The organism is Streptomyces sp. NPDC045701 (genome assembly GCF_056432045.1).
In genome coordinates, this window is sequence record NZ_JBWKJV010000033.1 from 12,887 (window position 1) to 35,186 (window position 22,300).

At 73.2% G+C, this 22,300-nt stretch carries 18 protein-coding genes and 1 pseudogene; 10 read left to right on the top strand and 9 right to left on the bottom strand.

Annotated features, from left to right (window positions below):
• Positions 1-418 precede the first annotated feature (418 nt).
• Positions 419-1,507, top strand: a complete 1,089-nt coding sequence (gene ychF, locus AC07DW_RS26280; RefSeq protein ID WP_478860158.1) for a redox-regulated ATPase YchF — start codon at positions 419-421, stop codon at positions 1,505-1,507.
• A gap of 124 nt (positions 1,508-1,631) precedes the next feature.
• Here the strand turns inward: ychF and AC07DW_RS26285 are convergent, their stop codons facing one another.
• The 4 genes and pseudogenes from AC07DW_RS26285 to AC07DW_RS26300 all read right to left on the bottom strand — a co-directional run bounded on the left by AC07DW_RS26285 (position 1,632) and on the right by AC07DW_RS26300 (position 3,796).
• Positions 1,632-1,904 carry a type II toxin-antitoxin system RelE family toxin gene (locus tag AC07DW_RS26285; RefSeq protein WP_478860159.1) on the bottom strand — a complete coding sequence of 91 codons (273 nt, stop codon included), beginning with the start codon at positions 1,902-1,904 and terminating at the stop codon, positions 1,632-1,634.
• Positions 1,897-2,164, bottom strand: a pseudogene (locus AC07DW_RS26290) (type II toxin-antitoxin system Phd/YefM family antitoxin). The gene AC07DW_RS26285 and the pseudogene AC07DW_RS26290 overlap by 8 nt, the downstream one beginning before the upstream one ends.
• A gap of 180 nt (positions 2,165-2,344) precedes the next feature.
• Positions 2,345-2,593, bottom strand: a complete 249-nt coding sequence (locus AC07DW_RS26295) for an SCO4226 family nickel-binding protein (RefSeq protein WP_478860160.1) — start codon at positions 2,591-2,593, stop codon at positions 2,345-2,347.
• A gap of 84 nt (positions 2,594-2,677) precedes the next feature.
• The gene (locus AC07DW_RS26300; RefSeq protein ID WP_478860161.1) at positions 2,678-3,796 is read right to left on the bottom strand and encodes a threonine synthase; all 1,119 of its coding nucleotides are present in this window, start codon (positions 3,794-3,796) and stop codon (positions 2,678-2,680) included.
• 180 nt (positions 3,797-3,976) lie between these two features.
• On the opposite strand from AC07DW_RS26300, the gene AC07DW_RS26305 reads away from it, so the two are divergent.
• From AC07DW_RS26305 to AC07DW_RS26335, 7 genes are all read left to right on the top strand, one after another.
• Complete coding sequence (locus tag AC07DW_RS26305; protein WP_478860162.1) at positions 3,977-5,554, top strand: S8 family peptidase; 1,578 nt, start codon at positions 3,977-3,979, stop codon at positions 5,552-5,554.
• 220 nt (positions 5,555-5,774) lie between these two features.
• Positions 5,775-6,920, top strand: coding sequence for a DUF4190 domain-containing protein (locus AC07DW_RS26310; RefSeq protein WP_478860163.1), 1,146 nt, complete (start codon positions 5,775-5,777; stop codon positions 6,918-6,920).
• Between the two features lie 283 nt (positions 6,921-7,203).
• Positions 7,204-7,956: a GntR family transcriptional regulator gene (locus AC07DW_RS26315; RefSeq protein ID WP_478860164.1), complete on the top strand. Its 753-nt coding sequence runs from the start codon at positions 7,204-7,206 to the stop codon at positions 7,954-7,956.
• A 295-nt stretch (positions 7,957-8,251) separates the two neighbouring features.
• Positions 8,252-8,431: an SPOR domain-containing protein gene (locus tag AC07DW_RS26320; RefSeq protein ID WP_478860165.1), complete on the top strand. Its 180-nt coding sequence runs from the start codon at positions 8,252-8,254 to the stop codon at positions 8,429-8,431.
• A gap of 42 nt (positions 8,432-8,473) precedes the next feature.
• Entirely contained in the window at positions 8,474-8,887 is a 414-nt protein-coding gene (locus AC07DW_RS26325; RefSeq protein WP_478860166.1) for a (deoxy)nucleoside triphosphate pyrophosphohydrolase, read from the top strand.
• Between the two features lie 478 nt (positions 8,888-9,365).
• Positions 9,366-9,794, top strand: a complete 429-nt coding sequence (locus tag AC07DW_RS26330) for an ATP-binding protein (protein ID WP_478860198.1) — start codon at positions 9,366-9,368, stop codon at positions 9,792-9,794.
• Between the two features lie 148 nt (positions 9,795-9,942).
• Positions 9,943-12,483 carry a SpoIIE family protein phosphatase gene (locus AC07DW_RS26335; RefSeq protein WP_478860167.1) on the top strand — a complete coding sequence of 847 codons (2,541 nt, stop codon included), beginning with the start codon at positions 9,943-9,945 and terminating at the stop codon, positions 12,481-12,483.
• Positions 12,484-12,704: 221 nt separating this feature from the next.
• Here the strand turns inward: AC07DW_RS26335 and AC07DW_RS26340 are convergent, their stop codons facing one another.
• The gene (locus tag AC07DW_RS26340; protein WP_478860168.1) at positions 12,705-14,273 is read right to left on the bottom strand and encodes a hypothetical protein; all 1,569 of its coding nucleotides are present in this window, start codon (positions 14,271-14,273) and stop codon (positions 12,705-12,707) included.
• A gap of 12 nt (positions 14,274-14,285) precedes the next feature.
• Between AC07DW_RS26340 and AC07DW_RS26345 the strand changes: the two genes are divergently transcribed.
• Complete coding sequence (locus AC07DW_RS26345) at positions 14,286-15,482, top strand: glycoside hydrolase family 18 protein (protein ID WP_478860169.1); 1,197 nt, start codon at positions 14,286-14,288, stop codon at positions 15,480-15,482.
• Here the strand turns inward: AC07DW_RS26345 and AC07DW_RS26350 are convergent.
• The 4 genes from AC07DW_RS26350 to AC07DW_RS26365 form a co-directional block, all read right to left on the bottom strand.
• Complete coding sequence (locus AC07DW_RS26350; protein WP_478860170.1) at positions 15,463-16,233, bottom strand: succinate dehydrogenase/fumarate reductase iron-sulfur subunit; 771 nt, start codon at positions 16,231-16,233, stop codon at positions 15,463-15,465. The two genes, AC07DW_RS26345 and AC07DW_RS26350, sit on opposite strands and share 20 nt — an antisense overlap.
• The gene (locus AC07DW_RS26355) at positions 16,230-18,140 is read right to left on the bottom strand and encodes a fumarate reductase/succinate dehydrogenase flavoprotein subunit (protein WP_478860171.1); all 1,911 of its coding nucleotides are present in this window, start codon (positions 18,138-18,140) and stop codon (positions 16,230-16,232) included. The genes AC07DW_RS26350 and AC07DW_RS26355 overlap by 4 nt, the downstream gene beginning before the upstream one ends.
• Before the next feature lie 15 nt (positions 18,141-18,155).
• Positions 18,156-19,010 carry a hypothetical protein gene (locus tag AC07DW_RS26360; protein ID WP_478860172.1) on the bottom strand — a complete coding sequence of 285 codons (855 nt, stop codon included), beginning with the start codon at positions 19,008-19,010 and terminating at the stop codon, positions 18,156-18,158.
• A 409-nt stretch (positions 19,011-19,419) separates the two neighbouring features.
• Positions 19,420-19,650: a hypothetical protein gene (locus AC07DW_RS26365; protein WP_478860173.1), complete on the bottom strand. Its 231-nt coding sequence runs from the start codon at positions 19,648-19,650 to the stop codon at positions 19,420-19,422.
• 243 nt (positions 19,651-19,893) lie between these two features.
• Between AC07DW_RS26365 and AC07DW_RS26370 the strand changes: the two genes are divergently transcribed.
• Positions 19,894-22,221 carry an ABC transporter family substrate-binding protein gene (locus AC07DW_RS26370; RefSeq protein ID WP_478860174.1) on the top strand — a complete coding sequence of 776 codons (2,328 nt, stop codon included), beginning with the start codon at positions 19,894-19,896 and terminating at the stop codon, positions 22,219-22,221.
• Positions 22,222-22,300 lie beyond the last annotated feature (79 nt).

Sequence of the window (22,300 nt, forward strand, 5' to 3'; positions counted from 1 at the left end):
GCCCGGCCCCGCGGGTCCGCCGCCCGCGCCGCTGCTCCGGCCGCCGGGCGCCGCCGCACCACCCTGCCTGGCGGGAGGCCGCGCCGGGCGTGCCCCGACGGAGCGGACAGCCCCGCCGTCGATGAGCGTGCCCGGGGGCAGGGCGCCCGGGGCCGCGGGGGCCGCCGACGCCGCGGGTGCCACCGGGTGCGCCGGACCCGCCGGGGCCTGCGCCCGCTGCCGGCGCTGAGGGGGACTGTTCCTGTGCTGCTCCACCTGGACAACGTAGGTCGGAACGGCCCGGGAGTCCGGCGAGGGACACGCCCTTTGGGCGACCTTGGCCAAGAGTTCGCCCAACGGCTGCCGTCACCGCCCGCTCCGCCACGCCCGTAAACTGGGGGGTCGGCCCACCATCCTCACTTCTAGGGAAGTCGCCAACGTGTCGCTCACGATCGGAATCGTCGGCCTGCCGAATGTCGGCAAGTCGACCCTGTTCAACGCCCTGACCAAGAACGACGTACTGGCGGCCAACTACCCGTTCGCCACCATCGAGCCGAATGTCGGCGTCGTCGGGGTCCCCGACGCCCGCCTCACCAAACTGGCCGAGATCTTCTCCTCGCAGCGCGTCCTGCCGGCCACGGTCGACTTCGTCGACATCGCGGGCATCGTGCGCGGCGCGAGCGAGGGCGAGGGCCTGGGCAACAAGTTCCTGGCGAACATCCGCGAGTCGGACGCGATCTGCCAGGTCATCCGCGCCTTCAAGGACGAGAACGTCGTCCACGTCGACGGCAAGGTCTCGCCGAAGGACGACATCGAGACGATCAACACCGAGCTGATCCTCGCCGACCTCCAGACCATCGAGAAGGTCCTGCCGCGCCTCCAGAAGGAGTCGAGGATCAAGAAGGACGTCGTACCGAAGGTCGCGGCGGTCGAGGCGGCAAAGGAGATCCTGGAGCGGGGCGACACCCTCTTCTCGCAGGGCATCGTCCAGGGCTCCGAGAGGGCCGAGCTGCTGCACGACCTGCACCTGCTCACCACCAAGCCGTTCCTCTACGTCTTCAACGTCGACGAGGACGAGCTGATGGACGACACCTTCAAGGACGAGCAGCGCGCCCTGGTCGCCCCGGCCGAGGCGATCTTCCTCAACGCCAAGCTCGAGGCCGACCTCGCCGAGCTCGACGAGGAGGACGCCATGGAGCTCCTCCAGTCCGTCGGCGCCGAGGAGCCCGGCCTCGCCACCCTGGCCCGCGTCGGCTTCGACACCCTCGGCCTCCAGACCTACCTGACGGCCGGCCCCAAGGAGTCCCGCGCCTGGACGATCAAGAAGGGCGCGACGGCCCCCGAGGCGGCCGGTGTGATCCACACCGACTTCCAGAAGGGCTTCATCAAGGCCGAGGTCATCTCCTTCGCCGACCTCGTCGAAACCGGCTCGGTCGCCGAGGCCCGCTCGGCGGGCAAGGCCCGCATGGAGGGCAAGGACTACGTCATGCAGGACGGCGACGTGGTGGAGTTCCGCTTCAACGTCTGAGCGGGTGAAGTGACACCACGTCGCTGACGTGGCAAACATGCAGGTCAGGAGGGGGCGGACGCTATCGAGTCAGCCCCCTTCGTCGTCACCGTGCTGGATGGGTGCTGGATGTTCTGACGGTGGGTCAGGGGCGATCGGTCTCATGAACGGTGGACCGGTGTCCCGCGTGAACGACCCGGACCACCAGGTCCCCGTTGTCGATCGTGTAGACGACGCGGTAGTCGCCGACGCGCAGACGGCGTCGCTCGGGCTGGGACACGAGTGCGGTGGTGTTGAAGCCGAGGGGGTCGGTCTCCAGTTCGGTCAGCTTGGCCAGGACGCGCAGAGCCATGTAGCGAGGGATCTTCCGAAGCTCGGCCTGCGCCTCGGGGCGGAAGACGGTTCGGTACTCACTCACCGCGGGCCAGCGTCTCCCTCATGATGTCCTCGATCGGGATGCCGGGAGCCGGGTTGGCCATGCGCTCGTCGATGATCCGGTTGATCTCGCGCTCTTCCCATTCCTGGTACTTGCGCAGCACCTTTGATGGAGACCACGGCGGCGACTTCCTTGCCCCGCCGCGTGATTACCGTGGGTACGTCGTCGCGCTCCGCGCGCTCCACGACCTCCGCCAAGTGCGCGCGCACGTCGCGGATGGACCCTACGGGCCGTGGCTGCATGCGCTCAAAGGTACCGAGTGTCCCATGTGTACACAGTGGCCGCAGGCGTGGCGATCCATCGCTCGCGGTGTGTGCCGGCCGCCCGGCCACTGGGAGTGGCGGAGGGCCGGGTGGCTGGGCGTGCACCGCTGCCCAGGTCGCGGAGGGGCGTCGGTGGCGCCGCGCGTGGGGCGGGGTTCGTCAGACCGAGAGGGTCACCTCGTGGATCTCGTCGGGGGCGTGGCCGGTGCGCTCGTGGATGCGCTGCACCGCGTCGGCCGAGGGGCCGGTGGACAGGCAGTACACCGTGCCCGACTCGGGGTCGGCCCAGGCGTGCTCGAAGTGGACCCCTTCCTCCTTCTCTATGGCGAGGTCCGCGCGGTGGGCCTCGCTCAGCTGGTCCGAGGTGATGCCCTTCATGCCTCGATGGACGTCCATGTACGTGCCCATGGCTTCCGCACCTCCGGTGACGGTTCGGTTCCGGCCCCTCTTCCATGCTGCACCCGCGGGCGCCGGGCGGCGCGGCGCGGGGATTCAGGGGGCGGCCAGGCCCGTTTTGGCGCCCGCGCCGCACAGCGGGACCACCGTGCTGCCGACGCGCGGCTCCGCGCGGATCGCCGCCCAGCACGCCACGCCCGTCGGCTCGACGAACAGCCCGCGGGCGGCCAGGTCGAGCTGGGCCTCCCGGATCCGGTCCTCCGTCACCGTGAGGAAGGTCCCGCCCGACTCGCGTACCGCCCGCAGGATCTGGCGGGCCCGCGGGGGGTTCGGGATGGCGATGCCCTCGGCGAGGGTGGCGCGCACCGGTGCGGGGGCGGCCGGCGGCTCGTCGGCGCCCGCGCGGAACGCCTCCGCCAGCGGCGCGACCGCCTCGGCCTGCACGGCCACCAGCGCGGGGCGAACCGGGATCAGGCCGTGTGCGGCCAGCTCGGCGGTGGCGAGGGCGGCGCCCAGAAGCAGGGTGCCGTTGCCCACGGGGACGACCAGCGTGTCGGGCAGCCGCCCGCCGAGGTCCTCCCACAGCTCGTACACGTACGTCTTCGTGCCGTGCAGGAAGTAGGGGTTGAAGACGTGCGAGGCGTAGAAGGTGCCAGGTTCACCGGCCGCCTCGCGGGCCGCCAGCGCCGCCGCCTCGCGGTCCCCGGGCACGACCGCGAGCCGCGCCCCGTGTGCCCGGATCTGCTCCAGCTTCTTGGCGGGGGTGCCCTCGGGGACGTACACCGTGCAGCCCAGTCCCGCGCGGGCGCAGTACGCCGCCATGGCGGTGCCGGCGTTGCCGCTGCTGTCGGCGATCACGCGGCGCGGGGCCAGGCGGCGGGCCAGTTCGGCCAGCATGACGGCGCCGCGGTCCTTGAACGACAGGGTGGGCATCAGGAAGTCGAGCTTGGCCGAGACGGTGTCGGTGAGCCGGACGAGCGGCGTACGGCCTTCGCCGAGCGAGCACCGGGGGTCGGCGAGGGGCAGCGCCTCCGCGTAGCGCCACAGCGAACCGGTCCGGCCGGCGAGGGACGCCAGGGAGAGGGGCGCGGCCCGGAAATCGAGGTCCCAGGGGCCCCGGCATTCGGGGCAGCACCAGGTCAGTGACGATACGGACGATCCGGTGCCGCACCGGGGGCACAGATAGCGGGCCGAAAGGGTCATGAAAGTCAGCATGTCATTCGTGTGGCAGGGCTGTTACCGGCGCGTCAGGACCCTTGTGGGATTCCTATGGATCGGTCAATCTTTCGGTCGGCAGACGGATTCGGGCAACGCCGCGTACAAGGCGGCGCTGTTTGTCATGCCCCTGCCGAACACCCCCACAGCAGCGCACCACCAATGAGGAGGACCCCTCACATGTCAGTGATGCGTACCCCGCGGCGAAGACTGGCCGCAGCCGGCGCCACCGTCGTCGCCGCCCTCGCGCTCGGCACCCTCTCCGCCCTCCCGGCCAACGCGGCCGCGGCCGCCCCGGAAGGTGTGATCGAGAACGCCGGAGCCCCCGGCGCCATCGCGGGCAGCTACATCGTCACCCTCGACGAGTCGGCCGCGGACGCCGAGTCCAAGGCGGGCAGGGCCGTCGCCGCCCGCTACGGCGCGAAGATCGAGAAGACGTACACCTCCGCCCTCAACGGCTACGCCGTCGAACTCTCCGAGGCGCAGGCCAAGAAGCTGGCCGCCGACCCGGCCGTCGACTCGGTCGTGCAGAACCGCGTCTTCACGATCACCGGCACCCAGCCGTCCCCGCCGTCCTGGGGCCTGGACCGGATCGACCAGCGCGCACTGCCGCTCAACCAGAGCTACACCTACCCCGAGCCGGCGGGCGAGGGCGTCACCGCGTACGTCATCGACACCGGCGTACGCATCACCCACAGCGACTTCGGCGGGCGGGCCACCTACGGCTACGACGCCATCGACAACGACAACACGGCGCAGGACGGCCACGGTCACGGCACGCACGTCGCCGGCACCGTCGCCGGGTCCTCCTACGGCGTGGCCAAGAAGGCGAAGATCGTCGGTGTCCGCGTCCTCAACAACTCCGGCTCCGGCACCACCGCCCAGGTGGTCGCCGGCATCGACTGGGTGACCCGCAACGCCGTCAAGCCGGCCGTGGCCAACATGAGCCTGGGCGGCGGCGTGGACTCCGCGCTCGACACCGCCGTGCGCAACTCCATAGCCAGCGGCGTCACCTACGCCATCGCGGCGGGCAACGACGGCCGTGACGCGTCCAACTCCTCGCCGGCGCGCGTCGCCGAGGCCATCACGGTCGGCTCGACCACCAGCACGGACGCCCGCTCCAGCTTCTCCAACTACGGCAGCCTGGTGGACCTGTTCGCGCCCGGCTCCTCCATCACCTCGTCGTGGAACACCGGCGACACCGCCACCAACACCATCTCCGGTACGTCGATGGCGACCCCGCACGTGGCGGGCGCCGCGGCCCTCTACCTGGCGAACAACCGGACGGCCACCCCGTCGCAGGTCGCCACCGCCCTCACCTCCGCCGCCACCACCGGCGTGGTGGGCAACCCGGGCACCGGCTCCCCGAACCGCCTGCTGTACGTGGGCGACGGCGGCACCACGCCGCCGCCCGGCAAGCGCTTCGAGAACACCACCGACTACGCGATCAACGACAACGCGACCGCCGAGTCGCCGGTCACCGTCAGCGGCGTCGAGGGCAACGCCCCGTCCGCCCTCCAGGTGCCCGTGAACATCGTTCACACGTACATCGGTGACCTCCAGGTGCAGTTGATCGCCCCTGACGGCACCGCCTACACGCTCAAGGCGTACGGCACGGGCGGCAGCGCCGACAACATCAACACCACGTACACGGTCAACGCCTCCTCCGAGGTCGCGAACGGAACGTGGAAGCTGCGCGTGAGTGACAACGCGAACTACGACACCGGGAGGATCGACTCCTGGGCTCTGCAGTTCTGAGCGTCCAGCGGGTGAGAAGGGGGGCGGTCGCCGTCATGGCGGCCGCCTCTCCTTTGTGCGCGGCTCGCCGGCCGTGAACCGTCGCGCCGCCCGCGTTCCGCCTCCTGTCGCGGACCGCGTACGATGCGCCAGCCGCACGCGCATTCGATCCACCCCGCCCCCGACAGGAGCACCGAGAACCGTGGAACCGTCCCCCCAGGGATCGCCCGACGGTCCGCCCGTGGACCCACTCCAGGGAACGGGCCCCCAGGGAACCGCCCCCCACGGACCCGCCCCGCGGGGCTGGCCGCCGCCCCAGCAGGCGTACCCGCAGGGTCCTCCGCCGTTCTACGGCACGCCCGGCCCGCCGCCCCCGGTGAACGTCAACGGGCTGGCCATCGCCTCCCTCGTCACCGGCATCATCTGTCTGGTGCCGCCGCTCGGCATGGTCCTGGGCGGGATCGCCCTCGGGCAGATCAGGAAGCGGGGCGAGCGGGGCACGGGCATGGCCGTCACGGGCGTGGTCCTGTCCCTGGTGAGCACGCTGCTGGTGGTGGCCGGACTCACCACGGGGGCGTTCCGGGACGTCTCCGACGGCATGCGGGACGCCGTCGACGAGGCGTCCCGGACGCGCTCGGCCTTCGAGCTGCGCAAGGGGCAGTGCTTCAACAGCCCCGGCGGCGTCGACGAGACGGAGGCCGTCGACGTCACGATCGTGGACTGCGCCGAGCCCCACGACGGCGAGGTGGCCGGCGGTTTCACGATCGGCGAGTTCGACGAGTGGCCCGGCGACAAGCCCATCGAGCCGGTCGCCGAGCGGCGCTGCGAGGCGCTGAACACCGCCTACGCGCTGGACGGCTGGGCAGTCCCCGACAACGCGTGGATGTTCTACTACCAGCCGAGCAAGGAGAGTTGGGCGGCCGGCGACCGGTCGGTGACCTGCGCCTTCGCCGCCGAGACGGGCAAGCTCACCGGATCGGTGCGCGGTGACGAGGAGACCCTCGACGAGCACCAGGTCGCCTTTCTGAAGCGGGTCAACCAGATCGACGCGGCTCTCCTGGAGGAGCCCGAGGCCGACGTCGAGGAGGACCGGAAGGCCAATGTGGCGTGGGCCGGGAAGGTGTCGGACACCGTGAACGGGACGGCGGCCGGACTGCGCGCCCACCCGTGGCCGGCCGCGGCGCGCGGGCCGGTGGCGAACCTGGCCGAGGAGCTGGACGCGGCCGGGAAGCACTGGGCGAAGATGGCGGCCGCCACGGACCCGGACACCTTCTGGGAGCACTACGAGCCCGCGTACGACGCCCTCCCCGCCGACCTGGGCGCGAAGGCGCGCGGCGCCCTGAAGCTGGACGTCACACCGCCGGCGGACGGTACGTCCGGTTCCTGAGCGGGTGCGGAGGCGGGCCGGCGCGAGGAGGGGCGACACGGGGGCCGGCGCGGCCGGGCCGGCACGGGCGGGTCGGTCGGCGGCGCGGACCGAGTGGGCCTGGCCGGGCGGGCCGGACCGGTCTTCGGATGGGCGCCGGAGCGCCGGTTCACCGGCCCGTACCCATGGTGAACTGGTGCCCAAACGGCCGTCATCACATCGGGTGAAACTCTGGCCCATGCTTGCGGTATGCGACCGACCGTTGCCAGTCTGTTGCTGTCTGTCAACCTGATGGGAGTGGCCCGTGACCTTCGGTGAGCAGCCCGCTTATCTGCGCGTTGCGAGCGATCTCCGGGAAAAGATCGTCAATGGCTCGCTCCCGCCCCACACCCGGCTCCCCTCGCAGGCGCGCATCCGCGAGGAGTACGGCGTCTCGGACACCGTCGCGCTGGAAGCCCGCAAGGTCCTGATGGCCGAGGGGCTCGTCGAGGGCCGGTCGGGTTCGGGGACGTACGTCCGGGAGCGGCCCGTGCCGCGCCGGATCGCCCGCTCCGGCTTCGGCCTGACGGCGGGCGCCAACCCCTTCCGGCAGGAGCAGGCCGCCGAGAGTGCGCGCGGCACCTGGGAGTCCCACAGCGAGCAGGAGCCGGCGAGCGCCGCCGTCGCCGAGCGCCTCGGCGTCGAGCCGGGGGACCGGGTGATGCGCACGCGGTACGTCTTCCGGGAGGCGGGAGAGCCGATGATGCTCTCCACCTCATGGGAGCCGCTCGCCGTCACCGGGCGCACACCCGTGATGCTGCCCGAGGAGGGGCCGCTGGGCGGCTGCGGGGTCGTCGAGCGGATGGCCGCGATCGACGTCGTCGTGGACAACGTGGTGGAGGAGGTCGGCGCGCGCCCGGGGCTGGCGGAGGAACTCCTGACGCTGGGAGGGGTGCCGGGACACGTCGTGATGGTGGTGGAGCGGACCTACTACGCGTCGGGGAGGGCGGTCGAGACGGCGGACGTGGTCGTGCCGGCCGACCGCTACCGCATCGCCTATCACCTTCCGGTGCGGTGACCGCGACCGGCTGACGGCTGACGGGCCTCGGCCGCGCGCCGGTTCGCGGCCGGTCCCGGCCCGGCCTCGCGTGGTGCCGCGTGACACGGTGCGCCGCGTGCGATGCCGTGGAATCCGCAAGGGGGCGCACCCGGCCGGGTGCGCCCCCTTTCCGCACCGATTCCCTGGCCGGATGCGTACCTCTTCGTAAAAAGACGTATCCGCACAGTAAAGGTCTGGCGTAGGCTCAGGCATATGCGGATCGCTGTTTCGTGTGGATGCTTAGAAGTGCGCAGGCCGGCGGAGGGTGGGCGTGATGAGTGAGAGCGGCGCGGTCCTTCCCTGGCTGGTGATCCGGCAGGACGACAACGGCAACCACTACCGGGTGGGCAGGTACGCGACGAGGGACGAGGCGCAGAAGATCGCCGACAGTCTCGACGGGCCCGGGCCCGAGCAGCTCTACTGGGTGGAGCGCGTGGGTCAGCCCGCCACCTGACCGCGGCGGGCGCGCCGCCCGCCGCGCGTTACGCTCCGGCGCATGACAGATCGTGTGGTGGTGGCCGGGGCCGTCTTCGACGAGGGGCGGCTGCTCGCCGCGCGCCGCAGCGCCCCGCCGGAGCTCGCCGGCCGCTGGGAGCTGCCGGGCGGCAAGCTGGAACCGGGCGAGACCGCGCCGCAGGCCCTCGTACGTGAGCTGCGCGAAGAGCTGGGCGTGGAGACGGAGCCGGGTGAACGGATCCCCGGCGAATGGCCGCTGGCGCCCGGTTACGTCCTCCAGGTGTGGACCGCCCGGCTCGTCTCCGGTGAGCCCCGCCCCTTGCAGGACCACGACGAGCTGCGGTGGCTGTTCCGGCATGAACTGGACACCGTCGACTGGCTGGATCAGGACCGTCCCGCTGTGGCGCAGGTCGCCCGCCGGCTCCCCACCGAGGCCCCCGGCAGCCGCCCCTGACGGACCGCCGGGCCGCCACCCCGGCTTCCCGGAGACGTGGGCGCCATGTACGCGGGCCCCGCGCCCGTACCGGCCCGGATCCCGTGCCCGTACCGCGAGCCGTGCCGCCCAACCCTTCACCCCGCCCTTCGCGCGCCCAGCCACGCGCCGGGCGCCGACCGGGACCGTCGCGCGCCGCCGCCCCCACCCGGCCGCCCCCCCCACGCGTGGGGCGCGTGCGCAGCCCGAGGGTCTGGCCGTAAGGCGGCGCCGCTGGCGCGGATGCGGCGTGCGGGGCGGCCGGTCGCGGGCGATGTCAGCGGGGGCGCCGGGGTGCGCCGGCGGACGCGGATGGCGGGGGGTCGGCGAGGAGCGCGAGGCCGAGGTGTACGCCGTTCGTGCCACGATGCGCCTGCGGTGACGATAGTCCACCCGAAATATCGGGTATGTGCTGATTAACCCACCGAAATTGGACGTGGGTCCGCCGCTGGGTCTGGAAGTGGTCGGCGTGATCGACACCGAGGGCGAGTGCGCCGAGTGGATCTTCCCTGCCGAGCTCGGCGCCGTACGCGCCGCCCGCCACGCGGTACGTGACGCGCTGCACGGCTGGCAGCTCAACCCGGCGACCGTCGACGTGACGGTGCTGCTGGTGAGCGAGCTGGTGACCAATTCCCTGCGCTACGCCTCCGGCCCGATCGGGGTCCGGCTGCTCCGGCTCCCTCCTGACGAGGAGGCCTTCCCCTACGCGCCGGCGCTCCTCGTCGAGGTGTCCGATCCCCTACCGGATCCTCCCCTGGAACGGCCCGCCGGACCGGACGACGAAGGTGGCCGGGGGCTGCAACTGGTCGCCTGCTCCGCCCGCCGCTGGGGGACTCGAATGGGCAGGTCGGGTAAGACGGTGTGGTTCGAGCTGGCCCTGCCTGGTTAGAAGAGGGAAGGGACAACGATCACCTTCGGGCTCGGCTCAAAACGAACGAGACCACCCTGTGATCGTGAACGGCGTGCCGCCGGGGGCCGTAGTGCTGAATACTGCGGGAATGGCCGGTCCGGTGCGGTGAGCTGGAGGGGACGGTCGCGTGAGCGAGATATCTGAGACGGCGAACGGCGTCGTGTGGCAGAGCAGTCCACCTGGCTCGATCTACGACTACATCAGGGTCGCCTCCTTCTCGATCGGCCCCGACGGGCTGGTCGACCAGTGGAGCCTCCGTGCCGCCGACCTGTTCGGCGTCACTGCCGAGGAGGTCAGGGGCAAGGACCCGGTCGAGGCGTTCATGCCCGCCGAACTGCGGCCGCGCGGCCACCGCAAGGTCTCCGAGATCCTCGACGGCAAGGAGTGGACCGGCCTGGTCCCCTTCCGTATGCCGGGGGAGCGCGGGCCGCGCGGGATCGCCGAGGTCTACGTGATGCCGAGCGAGACGGAACGCGGCGAGAAGGCCGCGCTCTGCATCGTCGTCGACGTCCGCGCGCTGAGGCGGATCGAGACGGACCTCGCCGCCTCGCAGGCCATTTTCGGACAATCTCCTTTCGGCTTTCTGCTGTTCGACACCGACCTCACGGTCAGGCGCGCCAACCAGCGCTTCGCGACCGTCTTCGGCGGCTCCGCCGACGACCACCGCGGCCGCACCGTCCACGACTACCTCTCCCGCCCCGAGGCCGAGCGGATGACCGCCGCGCTGCGCCGGGTCCTGGAGACCGGCGAGCCCGTCACCGACCTCGAACTCACCGGCGCGGTGCCCGGCGGCACCGACCGCCGGCACTGGTCGGTCAACCTCTACCGGGTGCACAGCGGATCCGGCCGTCCCGTCGGCGTCGCCGGCCTCGGCACCGACGTCACCCGCCGTCAGATGGCCGCCCGTGAAGCGGCCAGCGCCCGCCGCAACCTGGCCCTCCTCAACGAGGCCGGCGCCCGCATAGGCAACTCCCTGGACCTGGAGACCACCGCCCGCGAGCTTCTCGACGTCGCCGTCCCCGGCTTCTGCGACCTGGCCTCCGTCGACCTCTACCAAGGGCTGCTGAGCGGCGTGGAGGCTCCCCCCGGACGCGCCGACGGAGCCAGCGCCGAACTGCGCCGGGTCGCGTTCGCCAGCGCCGTCTCCGACGCCCCGCTGCTGAACCCCGGCACCGCGCCCGGCTGCTGCGAGCCGACACCGATAGACGTCGGCGCCCTCCACCGCTACCCCTTCAACTCGCCCTGCGCCGACGCCCTGCGCACCGGGCGGCCGAGCGCGATGTCCGGCGCGGAGGGCGGCCTCGTCCAGTCGACGCTCGTCGTGCCGATGGTGGCGCACGACACCGTCGTCGGACTGGCGCAGTTCTCCCGCACCAAGGGCAGCGAACCGTTCGGCGAACGCGACCGGGCGCTCGCCGCCGAGCTCGCCGCCCGCGCGGCGGTCTGCATCGACAACGCCCGCCTCTACCGGCGGGAGCACGAACGGGCCCTCATCCTGCAGCGCAGCCTCCTCCCGCCGGGCGACCCGGAGGCCGCCGGACTGGACATCGCCTGCCGCTACCTGCCCGGCAACACCGCCACGGAGGTCGGGGGCGACTGGTTCGACGTCATCCAGCTGCCCGGCCACCGCACCGCCCTGGTCGTCGGCGACGTCATGGGGCGCGGGCTGCGGGCCGCCGTCGCCATGGGCGAACTGCGCACCGCCGTACGCACCCTGGCCCAGCTCGACCTGGAGCCGGCCGAGGTGCTCTCCCACCTCGACGAGATCGCCCGCGGCCTCGGCACCCCCACCGGGGGCGGCCAGGCCTCGCGGGTCGCCGACACGGCGCGCGGCCCGGAGCTGTCCGAGGTCTACCTCGCGACCTGCGTCTACGCCGTGTACGACTCGGTCACCCGCCGCTGTACGTTCGCCAACGCCGGCCACCTGCCGCCGGTGCTCGTCGAACCGGGCGAGGCCGCGCTGCTGCTCGAGGTACCGCCCGGGATGCCGCTGGGTGTCGGCGGCGAGCCCTTCGAGGAGGTCGAGGTCGAACTTCCCGAGGGCGCGCTGCTCGCCCTCTACACCGACGGGCTCGTCGAGTCCCGCGACCACCCCCTCGACGAGGGTCTCCAGGCGTTCCGCAGCGCGCTGACGGACCCGGTCCGGCCGCTCGAGGACGTCTGCGACCATGTGCTGAACTCCCTGAACACCCGGCACGGCGAGGACGACATCGCCCTGCTGATGGCCCGCATCCAGGGGCTGCCGACCGAGGCCGTCGGCGACTGGCGGCTGCCGCGCGAACCGCGTTCGGTGGGACGGGCGCGGGAGCTGGCCCGGGCGCAGCTGACGGCCTGGGACCTCGAACCGCTGGTCGACACGGTCGAACTGCTCGTCAGTGAACTCGTCACCAACGCGCTGCGCTACGGCGAGGGGGAGATACGGCTGCGGCTGCTGCGCGACCGCACGCTCGTCTGCGAGGTGTGGGACGCCGGTCTGGTGCAGCCGCGGCGGCGGCGGGCCCGCGACACCGACGAGGGCGGCCGCGGGCTCCAACTGGTCGGTCTGCTCAGCGCGGGCTGGGGGTCGCGCCGTACGCCGCGCGGCAAGACGGTCTGGTTCGAGCTGGCCCTGCCGGACGGTGACGCCACCGCGGAGCCGACCGTCGACCAGTTGCTCAGCATGTTCTGACGCCCGGCGCCCCCCGGCGCCGGGGGACCGGGCCGGGGTCGGGGCTCCGCCGCCCGGCCGGCCGTGGGCCCGCCACGGCATCGGCCGGTCCCGCCGCTGCCCGGGGCCTCCGCCGCCCCGGGAGCTGCCGTCTCGCGGCTCGGCCACCAGCCGCCAAGACCCGGCTGCCACAGTGGCGTCGAGGAGGACGCCGCCGAGCGCCGCGTCCTCCCGGCCCGTCGTCAGGATCCGGCTCGGGCGTCCCCCGGCCCGGGGGTGTCCCGGGCTCCGTACCCCGCCACGTCCTGCTCCGCCAGGCCGCGGGCCTGCCGGGCCAGCACGTCCGCCCGCCGCGCCTCGGCCGCCGCGTCCCGCACGTCACCCGACCCGTCCCGCACGTCACCCGCGCCGTCGCGCGTGGCGCCGTCCCCCGCGCCGCCGTCCGCCACCATCTCCCGCGCCCGCGCCAGCCGGCGGTCCGCCTCCGCCAGGCGGGTACGGGCCCGGGCGCCCACCGTTCCCCGGTGCGTGGCGATGTAGTCCGCCGCCGCCCCGACGGCGGAGCCGGCCGTGAGCAGCGCGTGGCCGAGGAGCGCCCGCGCACGCCGCGCCCCCCGTGCGCGCTCCCGCACGCCCGCCAGCGCCTCGTCCAGCGCGGCGTCCGCCTCCCCGATCCGGCGCAGCGCGTCGATCGGGTCGTACCGCCCGGCCGCCATGGCCCGGCGTACGTCGGTGACCACCGACTCGGCACGCGCGGCCCGGCCGCGCAGGTCGGCCGTCGGCACCCCTCCCGCCGCCCCCTCCAGCGACGCGCCGGCGCCGGCGAGGTCCTCCTCCGTGTCGGCGAGGGCGACCGGCAGCCGGCCCGCGGCCTCCGCCAGTTCCCCGGCGTGCCGGTCGACGGCGTCGACGAGCCGCGTCGCCTGGGCGAGAGCGCCTTCGGCGGCCCGCACTTCGACCGCCGCCGTGGCGTTGTCGCCGCCCTCCACCGCCTGCCGCGCCCGTTCCAGGCGGGCCGCCACGAACAGCAGCCGCTCCCCGGCGCGTTCCACGCCGCTCGCGACGGGCGCGGCGGCCGACTCCCCGTACCGCTCGCGCATCGCGACGAGCGCCGCGTCCACCAGGTCCGCCCGCCCGCTCACCTCCCGGAACGCCGACTCCGCCGCTGCCAGGGCCTCGGGCGCCGTCTCCTCCAGGGCGCGCAGCCGGTCGAACGCCTCCGCCTCCGCGTCCAGCCGACGGCCGGCCTCGCCGCAGCGCGCGGTGATCTCCTCCAGCGTCCGGCGGCGCGTCGTCCCGTCCTCGGGGTGCCCCTCGTCGAGCCGCTGCCCGAGCCGGAATGCCTCGGTCAGCTCGCCCCTGGCGCAGAGCACCGCCTCGGCGAACGGCCGGGCCGCCGCCTCCCCGGACCGGGCGACGGCGAACCCGAGTTCCTCCTCACGCGCCCGGACGGCGTCGTCCGTGTCGACGAGCGCCCGCCGCGCGCGGGCGTCCAGCTCCTCCACGGCGGGCCCCGCGGGCGGACCCCACCGGTCCGGTCCGCCGTGCGGCGTGGTGCGCGTGGCGGTGCGCCGCCGGCGTGTGGTGTACGTGTACGCCGCGACCGCGCCGGCCACCACGATCAGTCCCACGGGCAGGATCAGGTCGGTGCCCGAACTCCCCCCGCCGCCCGGCTCGGCGGCCGTCCGGGCGGGGGCGGCCTCGACGGCGCGGGCGGCGCCGCCCGGCGCGCCGGGCAGGACCAGCCAGCACGCCGTCACCAGGGCACCGAGGAGGACAGCGAGACAGGACCGAGAGGCTCCGCGCGTCACGTTCGTGAGGTTATGACGGCGTTTGCCGGTACGCGACCCGGCGCCGATCGTCACTGTCAGTGGTGGGCAGTAGTGTCAAGATCGGTCGGTACGGCTGACGGGGGGCTCGATGTGAAGGTACGTGCGTGGCGAGCCGGGCTCGCGAGTCCCGGGCCCGCATGGCCCGGGTGGCTCAGGCGGCCCGGGTGGCCCAGGTGGCTCAGGCGGGTCGCGGTGGTGGCCGTCCTGCTGGTCGTGCTGCCCCCGCTCGCCGCCTGGGCGGCGTTGCGGGCGAACTACGCGGGGGAACCGCTGGAGGGGACCACCACACGCGGCAAGGACGCCGTCTGGCTCGGTCACGCCTGGGTGGACGGGCGGAAGAAGGACGCCGACCTCGCCGCGTTCGCCGCGCGGATCAGGGGGACGGGCATCCGGGACCTGTACGTCCACGCCGGCCCGCTGGAGCACGACGGGGCGCTGCCCGCCGCCCGGTACCCCCGGGCGCGGTGGCTGATCGACTCCGTGCACCGCACCATGCCCGGTATACGGGTGCAGGCCTGGCTCGGGGACGTGCTGGCCACGGAGGGGCCGGACGGGCTGCGGCTGGAGCGGGCGGGGTCCAGGGCGGCCGTCGTGCGCTCGACGCGGCAGATCCTGGACGCGGGCTTCGACGGCGTCCACTTCGACCTGGAGCCCCTGCTCTCCGGCGACCGGAACTACCTCTCGCTCCTCGACGACCTGCGTGAGGTGACCCGGGCCCGCGACGCGCCGCTGTCGGTCGCCGCCCACCAGATCGACCCGCTGCCGGCGGCCCACGCGGTGAACGGCGCGCTGAGCGGCAGCGAGAAGTGGTGGTCGCAGGAGTTCTTCGGCGAGGTGGCCCGCAGGGTCGACCAGATAGCCGTGATGTCCTACGACACCTGGATGCCGCTGGAGGGCATGTACGGCGGCTATGTCGCCCGGCAGACCTCGCTGGCGCTGGAGGTCACGCCCGAGGACACCGACCTGCTGATGGGCCTGCCGTTCTTCCACGAGGACGACCTGGGCCACCACGAGTCGGCGGAGACGGTCGCGGCCGCGGTCCGCGGCACCCGGCTGGGCCTGGGGCGCACGGACCGCGACCGCGAGCGGTTCGGGGTCGCGCTGTATGTCGACTTCGCGGCGACGGAGGAGGACTGGGCGGCGTACCGGGCCGGCTGGCACCCGCGGGTCAGGACCTCCGGCGCCTGATCTTGTCGCCGAGCCAGACCAGGGGATCGTACTTGCGGTCCACCGCCCGCTCCTTCAGCGGGATGAGGGCGTTGTCGGTGATCTTGATCTGCTCGGGGCAGACCTCGGTGCAGCACTTGGTGATGTTGCAGTAGCCGAGCCCGTGGTCCTCCTGCGCGGTGCGCTTGCGGTCGATGCCCGCCTCCGCCGCCGCGTCCAGGGGGTGCATGTCCAGTTCGGCGATGCGCATGAGGAAGCGCGGCCCCGCGAAGGCGGGCTTGTTCTCCTCATGGTCCCGGACGACATGACAGGTGTCCTGGCACAGGAAGCACTCGATGCACTTGCGGAACTCCTGGGGGCGCTCCACGTCGATCTGCTGCATCCGGTAGTCGCCCGCGGCCACACCCGGCGGCGGCACGAAGGAGGGCACCTCGCGGGCCTTCTCGTAGTTGAAGGACACGTCCGTCACCAGGTCGCGTACGACGGGGAAGGCCCGCAGCGGGGTCACCGTGACGACCTCCTCCCGCGAGAACACCGACATGCGCGTCATGCACATAAGCCGCGGCCGGCCGTTGATCTCGGCACTGCACGAACCGCACTTGCCCGCCTTGCAGTTCCACCGCACCGCCAGGTCGGGGGCCTGGGTGGCCTGGAGGCGGTGAATGATGTCCAGGACCACCTCGCCCTCGTTGACCTCGACGGTGAAGTCCTTCAGCCCGCCGCCGTCCGTGTCGCCCCGCCACACCCGGAAGTTCGCGTCATAACCGGTCACTCGTGGAGCTCCTCTTCGGCGAGGTACTTGACCAGCTCCTCCTTGTCGAACAGGGCGAGCAGGTCGGGACGGATGGGTTCGGTCGTCGTGCGTTCGAGGGCGATCTGCCCCTCGGCGGACTCGGGGTCGGCGATGCGGCACAGCAGGTTCACCCGCCGCCAGGCGCGTTCCATGTCCGGGCAGTCCTCCCGGGTGTGCCCGCCGCGGCTCTCGGTGCGCTCCAGGGCCGCGCGCGCCACGCACTCACTGACCAGCAGCATGTTCCGCAGGTCCAGCGCGAGGTGCCAGCCGGGGTTGAACTGGCGGTGGCCCTCGACGCCCGCTCCCCGGGCGCGCAGCCGCAGCTCGGCCAGGGTCCGCAGCGCCTGCCGCATCTCCTCCTCGCGGCGGATGATGCCGACCAGGTCGTTCATCGTCTGCTGGAGCTCCTGGTGCAGGGCGTACGGGTTCTCCGGCCGCTCACCCGCTCCGGCGGTCTCGCCGCTGAACGGGCGCAGCGCCTCGGCGGCCGCCGCGTGGACCTGGACGTCGGCCACCGGCGGCCGGACGGCCAGGCCGCTCGCGTACCGGGCCGCGTACAGCCCGGCGCGGCGGCCGAAGACCAGCAGGTCGGACAGCGAGTTCCCACCGAGCCGGTTGGAGCCGTGCATGCCGCCCGCGACCTCGCCGGCCGCGAACAGCCCCGGCACCCCGATCGCCTCGGCCGTGTCCGACTCGACCGCCACGCCGCCCATCACGTAGTGACAGGTCGGGCCGACCTCCATCGCCTCGGCCGTGATGTCGACGTCCGCCAGCTCCTTGAACTGGTGGTACATCGACGGCAGCCGGCGCCGGATCGCCTCGGCCGGCATCCGGGTCGACACGTCGAGGAAGACGCCGCCGTGCGGGGAGCCGCGCCCCGCCTTCACCTCGGAGTTGATCGCCCGGGCGACCTCGTCACGCGGCAGCAGCTCGGGCGGCCGCCGGTTGTTGTCCGGGTCCTCGTACCAGCGGTCGCCCTCCTCCTCCGACTCGGCGTACTTGTCCTTGAACACGTCGGGGACGTAGTCGAACATGAACCGCTCGCCCTCGGAGTTGCGCAGCACCCCTCCGTCGCCGCGCACCGACTCCGTGACCAGGATGCCCTTCACCGACGGCGGCCAGACCATGCCGGTCGGGTGGAACTGCACGAACTCCATGTTCACCAGCCGCGCGCCCGCCAGCAGGGCCAGGGCGTGCCCGTCACCGGTGTACTCCCAGGAGTTGGACGTCACCTTGAAGGACTTGCCGATCCCGCCGGTCGCCAGGACGACCGCCGGGGCCTCCAGCACGAAGAAGCGGCCGGACTCGCGTTCGTAGCAGAAGGTCCCGCCGACCCGGCCGTCGTCGTCCTTCAGCACCCGGGTGACCGTGCACTCCTGGAAGACCTTCAGCCGGGCCTCGTAGTCGCCGAAGGCGCGGAAGTCCTCCTGCTGGAGGGAGACGATCTTCTGCTGGAGCGTACGGATCAGCTCCAGGCCGGTGCGGTCGCCGACGTGGGCGAGCCGCGGGTACTCATGGCCGCCGAAGTTGCGCTGTGAGATGCGGCCGTCCTTCGTCCGGTCGAAGAGGGCGCCCCAGGTCTCCAGCTCCCACACCCGGTCCGGCGCCTCGCGCGCGTGCAGCTCGGCCATCCGCCACTGGTTGAGGAACTTCCCGCCGCGCATGGTGTCGCGGAAGTGGACCTGCCAGTTGTCCCCGGCGTTGGCGTTGCCCATGGAGGCGGCGATGCCGCCCTCGGCCATCACCGTGTGGGCCTTGCCGAACAGCGACTTGCAGATCACGGCCGTACGGGCGCCCCGCTCGCGCGCCTCGACGGCCGCCCGCAGCCCCGCCCCGCCGGCGCCGACCACGACGACGTCCCACTGCTGCCGTTCCGCTTGGGTCATCGATGAGCACCTTTTCTAGAAGAAGCGTGGGTCGTCGAAGGCACCGACGGCGAGCAGGTACACGTAGAAGTCGGCGAGCGCGACGCTGAGCAGCGACGCCCAGGCGAGCTGCATGTGCCGCGCGTTCAGCGTGCCGACCCAGCCCCACAGCCGGTAGCGGACGGGGTGCTTGGAGAAGTGCTTCAGCCGGCCGCCCACGATGTGCCGGCAGGAGTGGCAGGACAGGGTGTACGCCCAGATCAGCACGATGTTGACGAGGAAGACCAGCGTCCCGAGCCCCATGTGGCCCCAGGCGTACGACGCGTCGCGGAAGGTCAGCACGGTGTCGTAGGTGAGGATGCCCGCGACCGGCAGGGCGGCGTAGAAGAAGTACCGGTGGATGTTCTGCAGGATGAGCGGGAAGCGGGTCTCGCCGGTGTACTTCCCGTGGGGCTCGGCCACCGCGCAGGCCGGGGGCGACGCCCAGAAGCCCCGGTAGTAGGCCTTGCGGTAGTAGTAGCAGGTCAGCCGGAAGCCCAGCGGGAAGACCAGGATCAGCAGGGCGGGGGACAGGCCCCACCAGCTGCCGAACACCTCCCAGTTGGGGCCGCCCCTCATGGGCGCGCAGTTCTCCGCGAGGCAGGGCGAGTAGAACGGCGAGACGTAGGGCGCCGCGTAGTAGTCGCCGTTCGCGAAGGCCCGCCAGGTCGAGTAGACGACGAACGCCAGCAGTCCGGCGGCGGTGGCGGCGGGCGCGAGCCACCAGCGGTCGGTGCGCAGGTGGCTCGCGGCGATGGTGGCGCGGGCGGGGCCGTGGACGCCACCGCGGCCCCCGCGGGCGGCGGTGGCGGCATCGTTGCCGGGTGGAGGTTGTTCGGTGCCTGTGGCCAACGGGGGTCTCCTAGGGCGCGTGCCGGTGGTGGCGGGTGCGCCGGCCGGTGGGAGTGGTTGCCGCCGACCGGGAGGCGCGGAGCGCGGGCGGCCGGTGCGGCGGGCCCGGCGTGTCGCGGTCGCGCGGACGCCGGTACGGAGCGGGGGCCCGGGAACCGGCCGCGGCGCGGGGTGCGGGGTGCGGGCGGGTGCGGGGCGGGCGCACGGGCCGGTGGACGCGGGAGGCGCCCGCGGGCGGCACCTCCGGGAAGGCCCCGCCCGGCGCCTGTGGGGTCCCGGCCGCGCGGCGGACCGGGACCGGTGGGCCCGGCCCCTGAGCGTCCGCCCGGCCCTCCGCCCGCATCCGCCAGGGCCCGCCCGGCGGGGCCGCCGGACGCCGCCTGGGGCACGGCCCGCAGGCCCGTGCCGGTCAGGGTGCGCGGCGGTCCCGCGCGCCCAGGCCCTCGTCGTCCAGATCGGTCCACAGGGCGCTGTCGTACGGGGTGTCCGAGATGGTGACCAGCCCGTCGGGCCGGCCGGCCGCCATGGGGACGGGTTTCCCCTCGCGCTGCCGGACGAGGTTGCGTTCCAGCTGGATGACCGAGCGGGCCAGCTCTTCGAGGCGGCGTTTGACCTCGGTCAGATCGTCTTCGAGTGACATGAATTGCCCTCACTTCCGCGATAGCGGGTGGCAAACACGCGCCTGAGAGTGTCGCGCGTCACATCCCTCATTGTGAAGTCATGTGCACGGATTGCACTCATCCGGACCTTGGGCCGCACGGGTGGTGTTCGTTCGCCGTGCCGCCGTGTCGCCGCCGCGGGGCCCCGTGGGTCGTTTTCAGTGTATGAGCAATAGGTGTGATCATCTCTAAATTCCACAAAACAGGACGAAGAGGTACAAGCCATGTCCCACGTCGGCACCCCTCGGGGGAGGACATGCTCCCGGGGTCTCCGCACCCGCAGACTCCGGTCCGCCGTCCTCCTCACCACCGGCGTACTCGCCGTCTCCGTGCTGAGCGGCTGCAGCTCTCCCGAGGAGAAGATCGACGCCAAGGCCGTCCCGCAGGACGTCGCCCCCGCCGCCCGCGCCGAGGTCGCCGACGGCGGGACGCTGCGCTGGGCCGTCGACACGATGCCCACCACCCTCAACACCTTCCAGGCGGACGCCGACGCCACCACCGCCCGCATCGCCCAGGCCGTCCTGCCCACCCTCTTCACCCTCGACGACCGCGGGCGCCCCCAGCGCAACGCCGACTACCTGGAATCCGCCGAGATCGTCGAGCGCGAGCCCAAGCAGGTCGTCCTCTACAAGCTCAACCAGCAGGCGGTGTGGAGCGACGGCCGCGAGATCGGCGCCCCCGACTTCGTCGCCCAGTGGCGCGCCCTCAGCGGCAAGAACTCCGCCTACTGGACCGCCCGCAACGCCGGGTACGAGCGCATCGAGAAGATCGAGCGCGGCGCCGGGGACCTGGAGGTCCGGGTCACCTTCAACAAGCCGTACACCGACTGGCGCGCCCTGTTCTCGCCGCTCTACCCCAAGGGCGTCATGGGGACCCCGGCCGCCTTCAACGACGGTGCCCGTACGCGGCTGGCGTCGTCGGCCGGGCCCTTCCGGCTCAAGGGCCTCGACGCCCGCACCGGCACGGCGACGCTCGAGCGAAACCCCCGCTGGTGGGGGCAGCCGGCCAAGCTCGACACGATCGAGCTCCGCGCCGTCCCGCGCGCCGCCCGCGCCGCCGCGCTCGCCGCCAACACCCTCGACCTCGCCGAGGTCGACCCCACCACGGCGAGCCGCATCACCCGGGCGGCGAAGGGCGCCGGCGACGCCGCCCACGGCAAGCCCGCGCCGCCCGCGCCCGGCGCCGGTGCCGTGAAGGCCCGGCCCTCCGAGGCGGCGGCCCCGCGCAACCCGCAGGTGCTCGCGGCGTACGCGGCCGAGCAGAAGGCGCTGCGCGGCTACGTCGTCCGCAAGTCCCTGGAGCCCGCGTACACCCAGCTGGCCCTGAACGGCGAGAGCGGCCCGCTCTCCGACGAGCGGGTCCGCCGGGCGGTGGCCCGCGCCCTGGACCGCCGGGCACTGGCGGAGGCGGTCCTGAAGCCGCTCGGACTGCCCGCCCACCCGGTCGGCAGCCACCTCGCGCTCGCCGGGCAGCAGGCGTACGCCGACAGCAGCGGCGCCCTCGGCGGCCAGGACACCGAGGAGGCCCGGGAACTGCTGGCCGACGCGGGCTGGACGCGGGGCGGGGCCCGCAAGCCTGCCGCCCCGAAGGACGGCACCAAGGCGGGCTCCGAGGCCTCGCCGGCCGCGCACCGGCCCGTCACGGGTGGCAAGAACGGCGGAGAGGGCGACGTCCCGTCCGACGAGGGCCTGTACATCGTCGGCGACGACAAGCCCGGGCTCAGCGGCGACAAGCCCGCCATCGGCGGCAACGACGGTCCGGAGGGCACGCACGTCCTGGCCCCCGCCCCAGGCGCGGCCGTCCAGGGCGTCGCCCTGCACCGCCAGGCCGAGCGCCAGGCGCGGGCCGACGGCACCGCCCCGGCCGAGGCGCGGGCGGAGTCCCGGCCGGCGGTCCTCGGGGACACCGACAAGGGCGCGGCCGGCGCGCCCAAGGCCCAGGGCGGCGGCGCTCCCGGCGCCTACGCCCCGCGGGGCACCGCGGCTCCCGCTCCGGCGGCCGGCGCGGCGGCGGGCCCGCTCGGCAAGGACGGCGAGTCGCTCACGCTCCGCTTCGTCCTGCCGGCCGGCGCCGACTCCGAGTCGCTGCGCACCGTGGGCGACCGGATCTCCGCGATGCTGGGCCGGGTCGGCATCGGCACCGAGATCGTCAAGGTCCCCGACGACAGCTACTTCAAGGACCACATCGCCTCCGGCGACTACGACCTGGCCCTGTACTCCTGGCCCGGCACCGCGTACCCGGCCACCGACGGACGGCCCATCTTCGCCAAGCCCCAGCCCGCCGCCGACGGCTCGCTGCTGGTGGAGCAGAACTACACCCGGGTGGGTACGGACCACATCGACCAGCTCTTCGACCAGGCGGCCGCCGAACTGGACGAGAACGCCGCCCGCGACCTGGTGAAGCAGGCCGACGCCCGGATCTGGGCCGCCGCCGGCTCCATCCCTCTCTACCAGCGTCCGCAGCTCGTGGCGGCCAGGCCGACGGTGCTCAACGCCGGGGCGTTCGGGTTCGCCACCCCGCGCTACGAGAACATCGGCTTCGGACGGAAGTAGGACGGAAGTAGGGCAGCGGAGGGCCCACGAGCACGACCAACCTCAGAATCCCCTCAAGTCCCTTGCCCGCCGGTGTCAC

Coding starts and splice junctions, on each gene's coding strand:
- AC07DW_RS26295 (WP_478860160.1), bottom strand. CDS start 2,593: ATGGGCACGTACATGGACGTCCATCGAGGCATGAAGGGCATCACCTCG.
- AC07DW_RS26355 (WP_478860171.1), bottom strand. CDS start 18,140: ATGACCCAAGCGGAACGGCAGCAGTGGGACGTCGTCGTGGTCGGCGCC.
- AC07DW_RS26325 (WP_478860166.1), top strand. CDS start 8,474: ATGACAGATCGTGTGGTGGTGGCCGGGGCCGTCTTCGACGAGGGGCGG.
- AC07DW_RS26365 (WP_478860173.1), bottom strand. CDS start 19,650: ATGTCACTCGAAGACGATCTGACCGAGGTCAAACGCCGCCTCGAAGAG.
- AC07DW_RS26320 (WP_478860165.1), top strand. CDS start 8,252: ATGAGTGAGAGCGGCGCGGTCCTTCCCTGGCTGGTGATCCGGCAGGAC.
- AC07DW_RS26300 (WP_478860161.1), bottom strand. CDS start 3,796: ATGCTGACTTTCATGACCCTTTCGGCCCGCTATCTGTGCCCCCGGTGC.
- AC07DW_RS26305 (WP_478860162.1), top strand. CDS start 3,977: ATGTCAGTGATGCGTACCCCGCGGCGAAGACTGGCCGCAGCCGGCGCC.
- AC07DW_RS26370 (WP_478860174.1), top strand. CDS start 19,894: ATGTCCCACGTCGGCACCCCTCGGGGGAGGACATGCTCCCGGGGTCTC.
- AC07DW_RS26345 (WP_478860169.1), top strand. CDS start 14,286: ATGACGGCGTTTGCCGGTACGCGACCCGGCGCCGATCGTCACTGTCAG.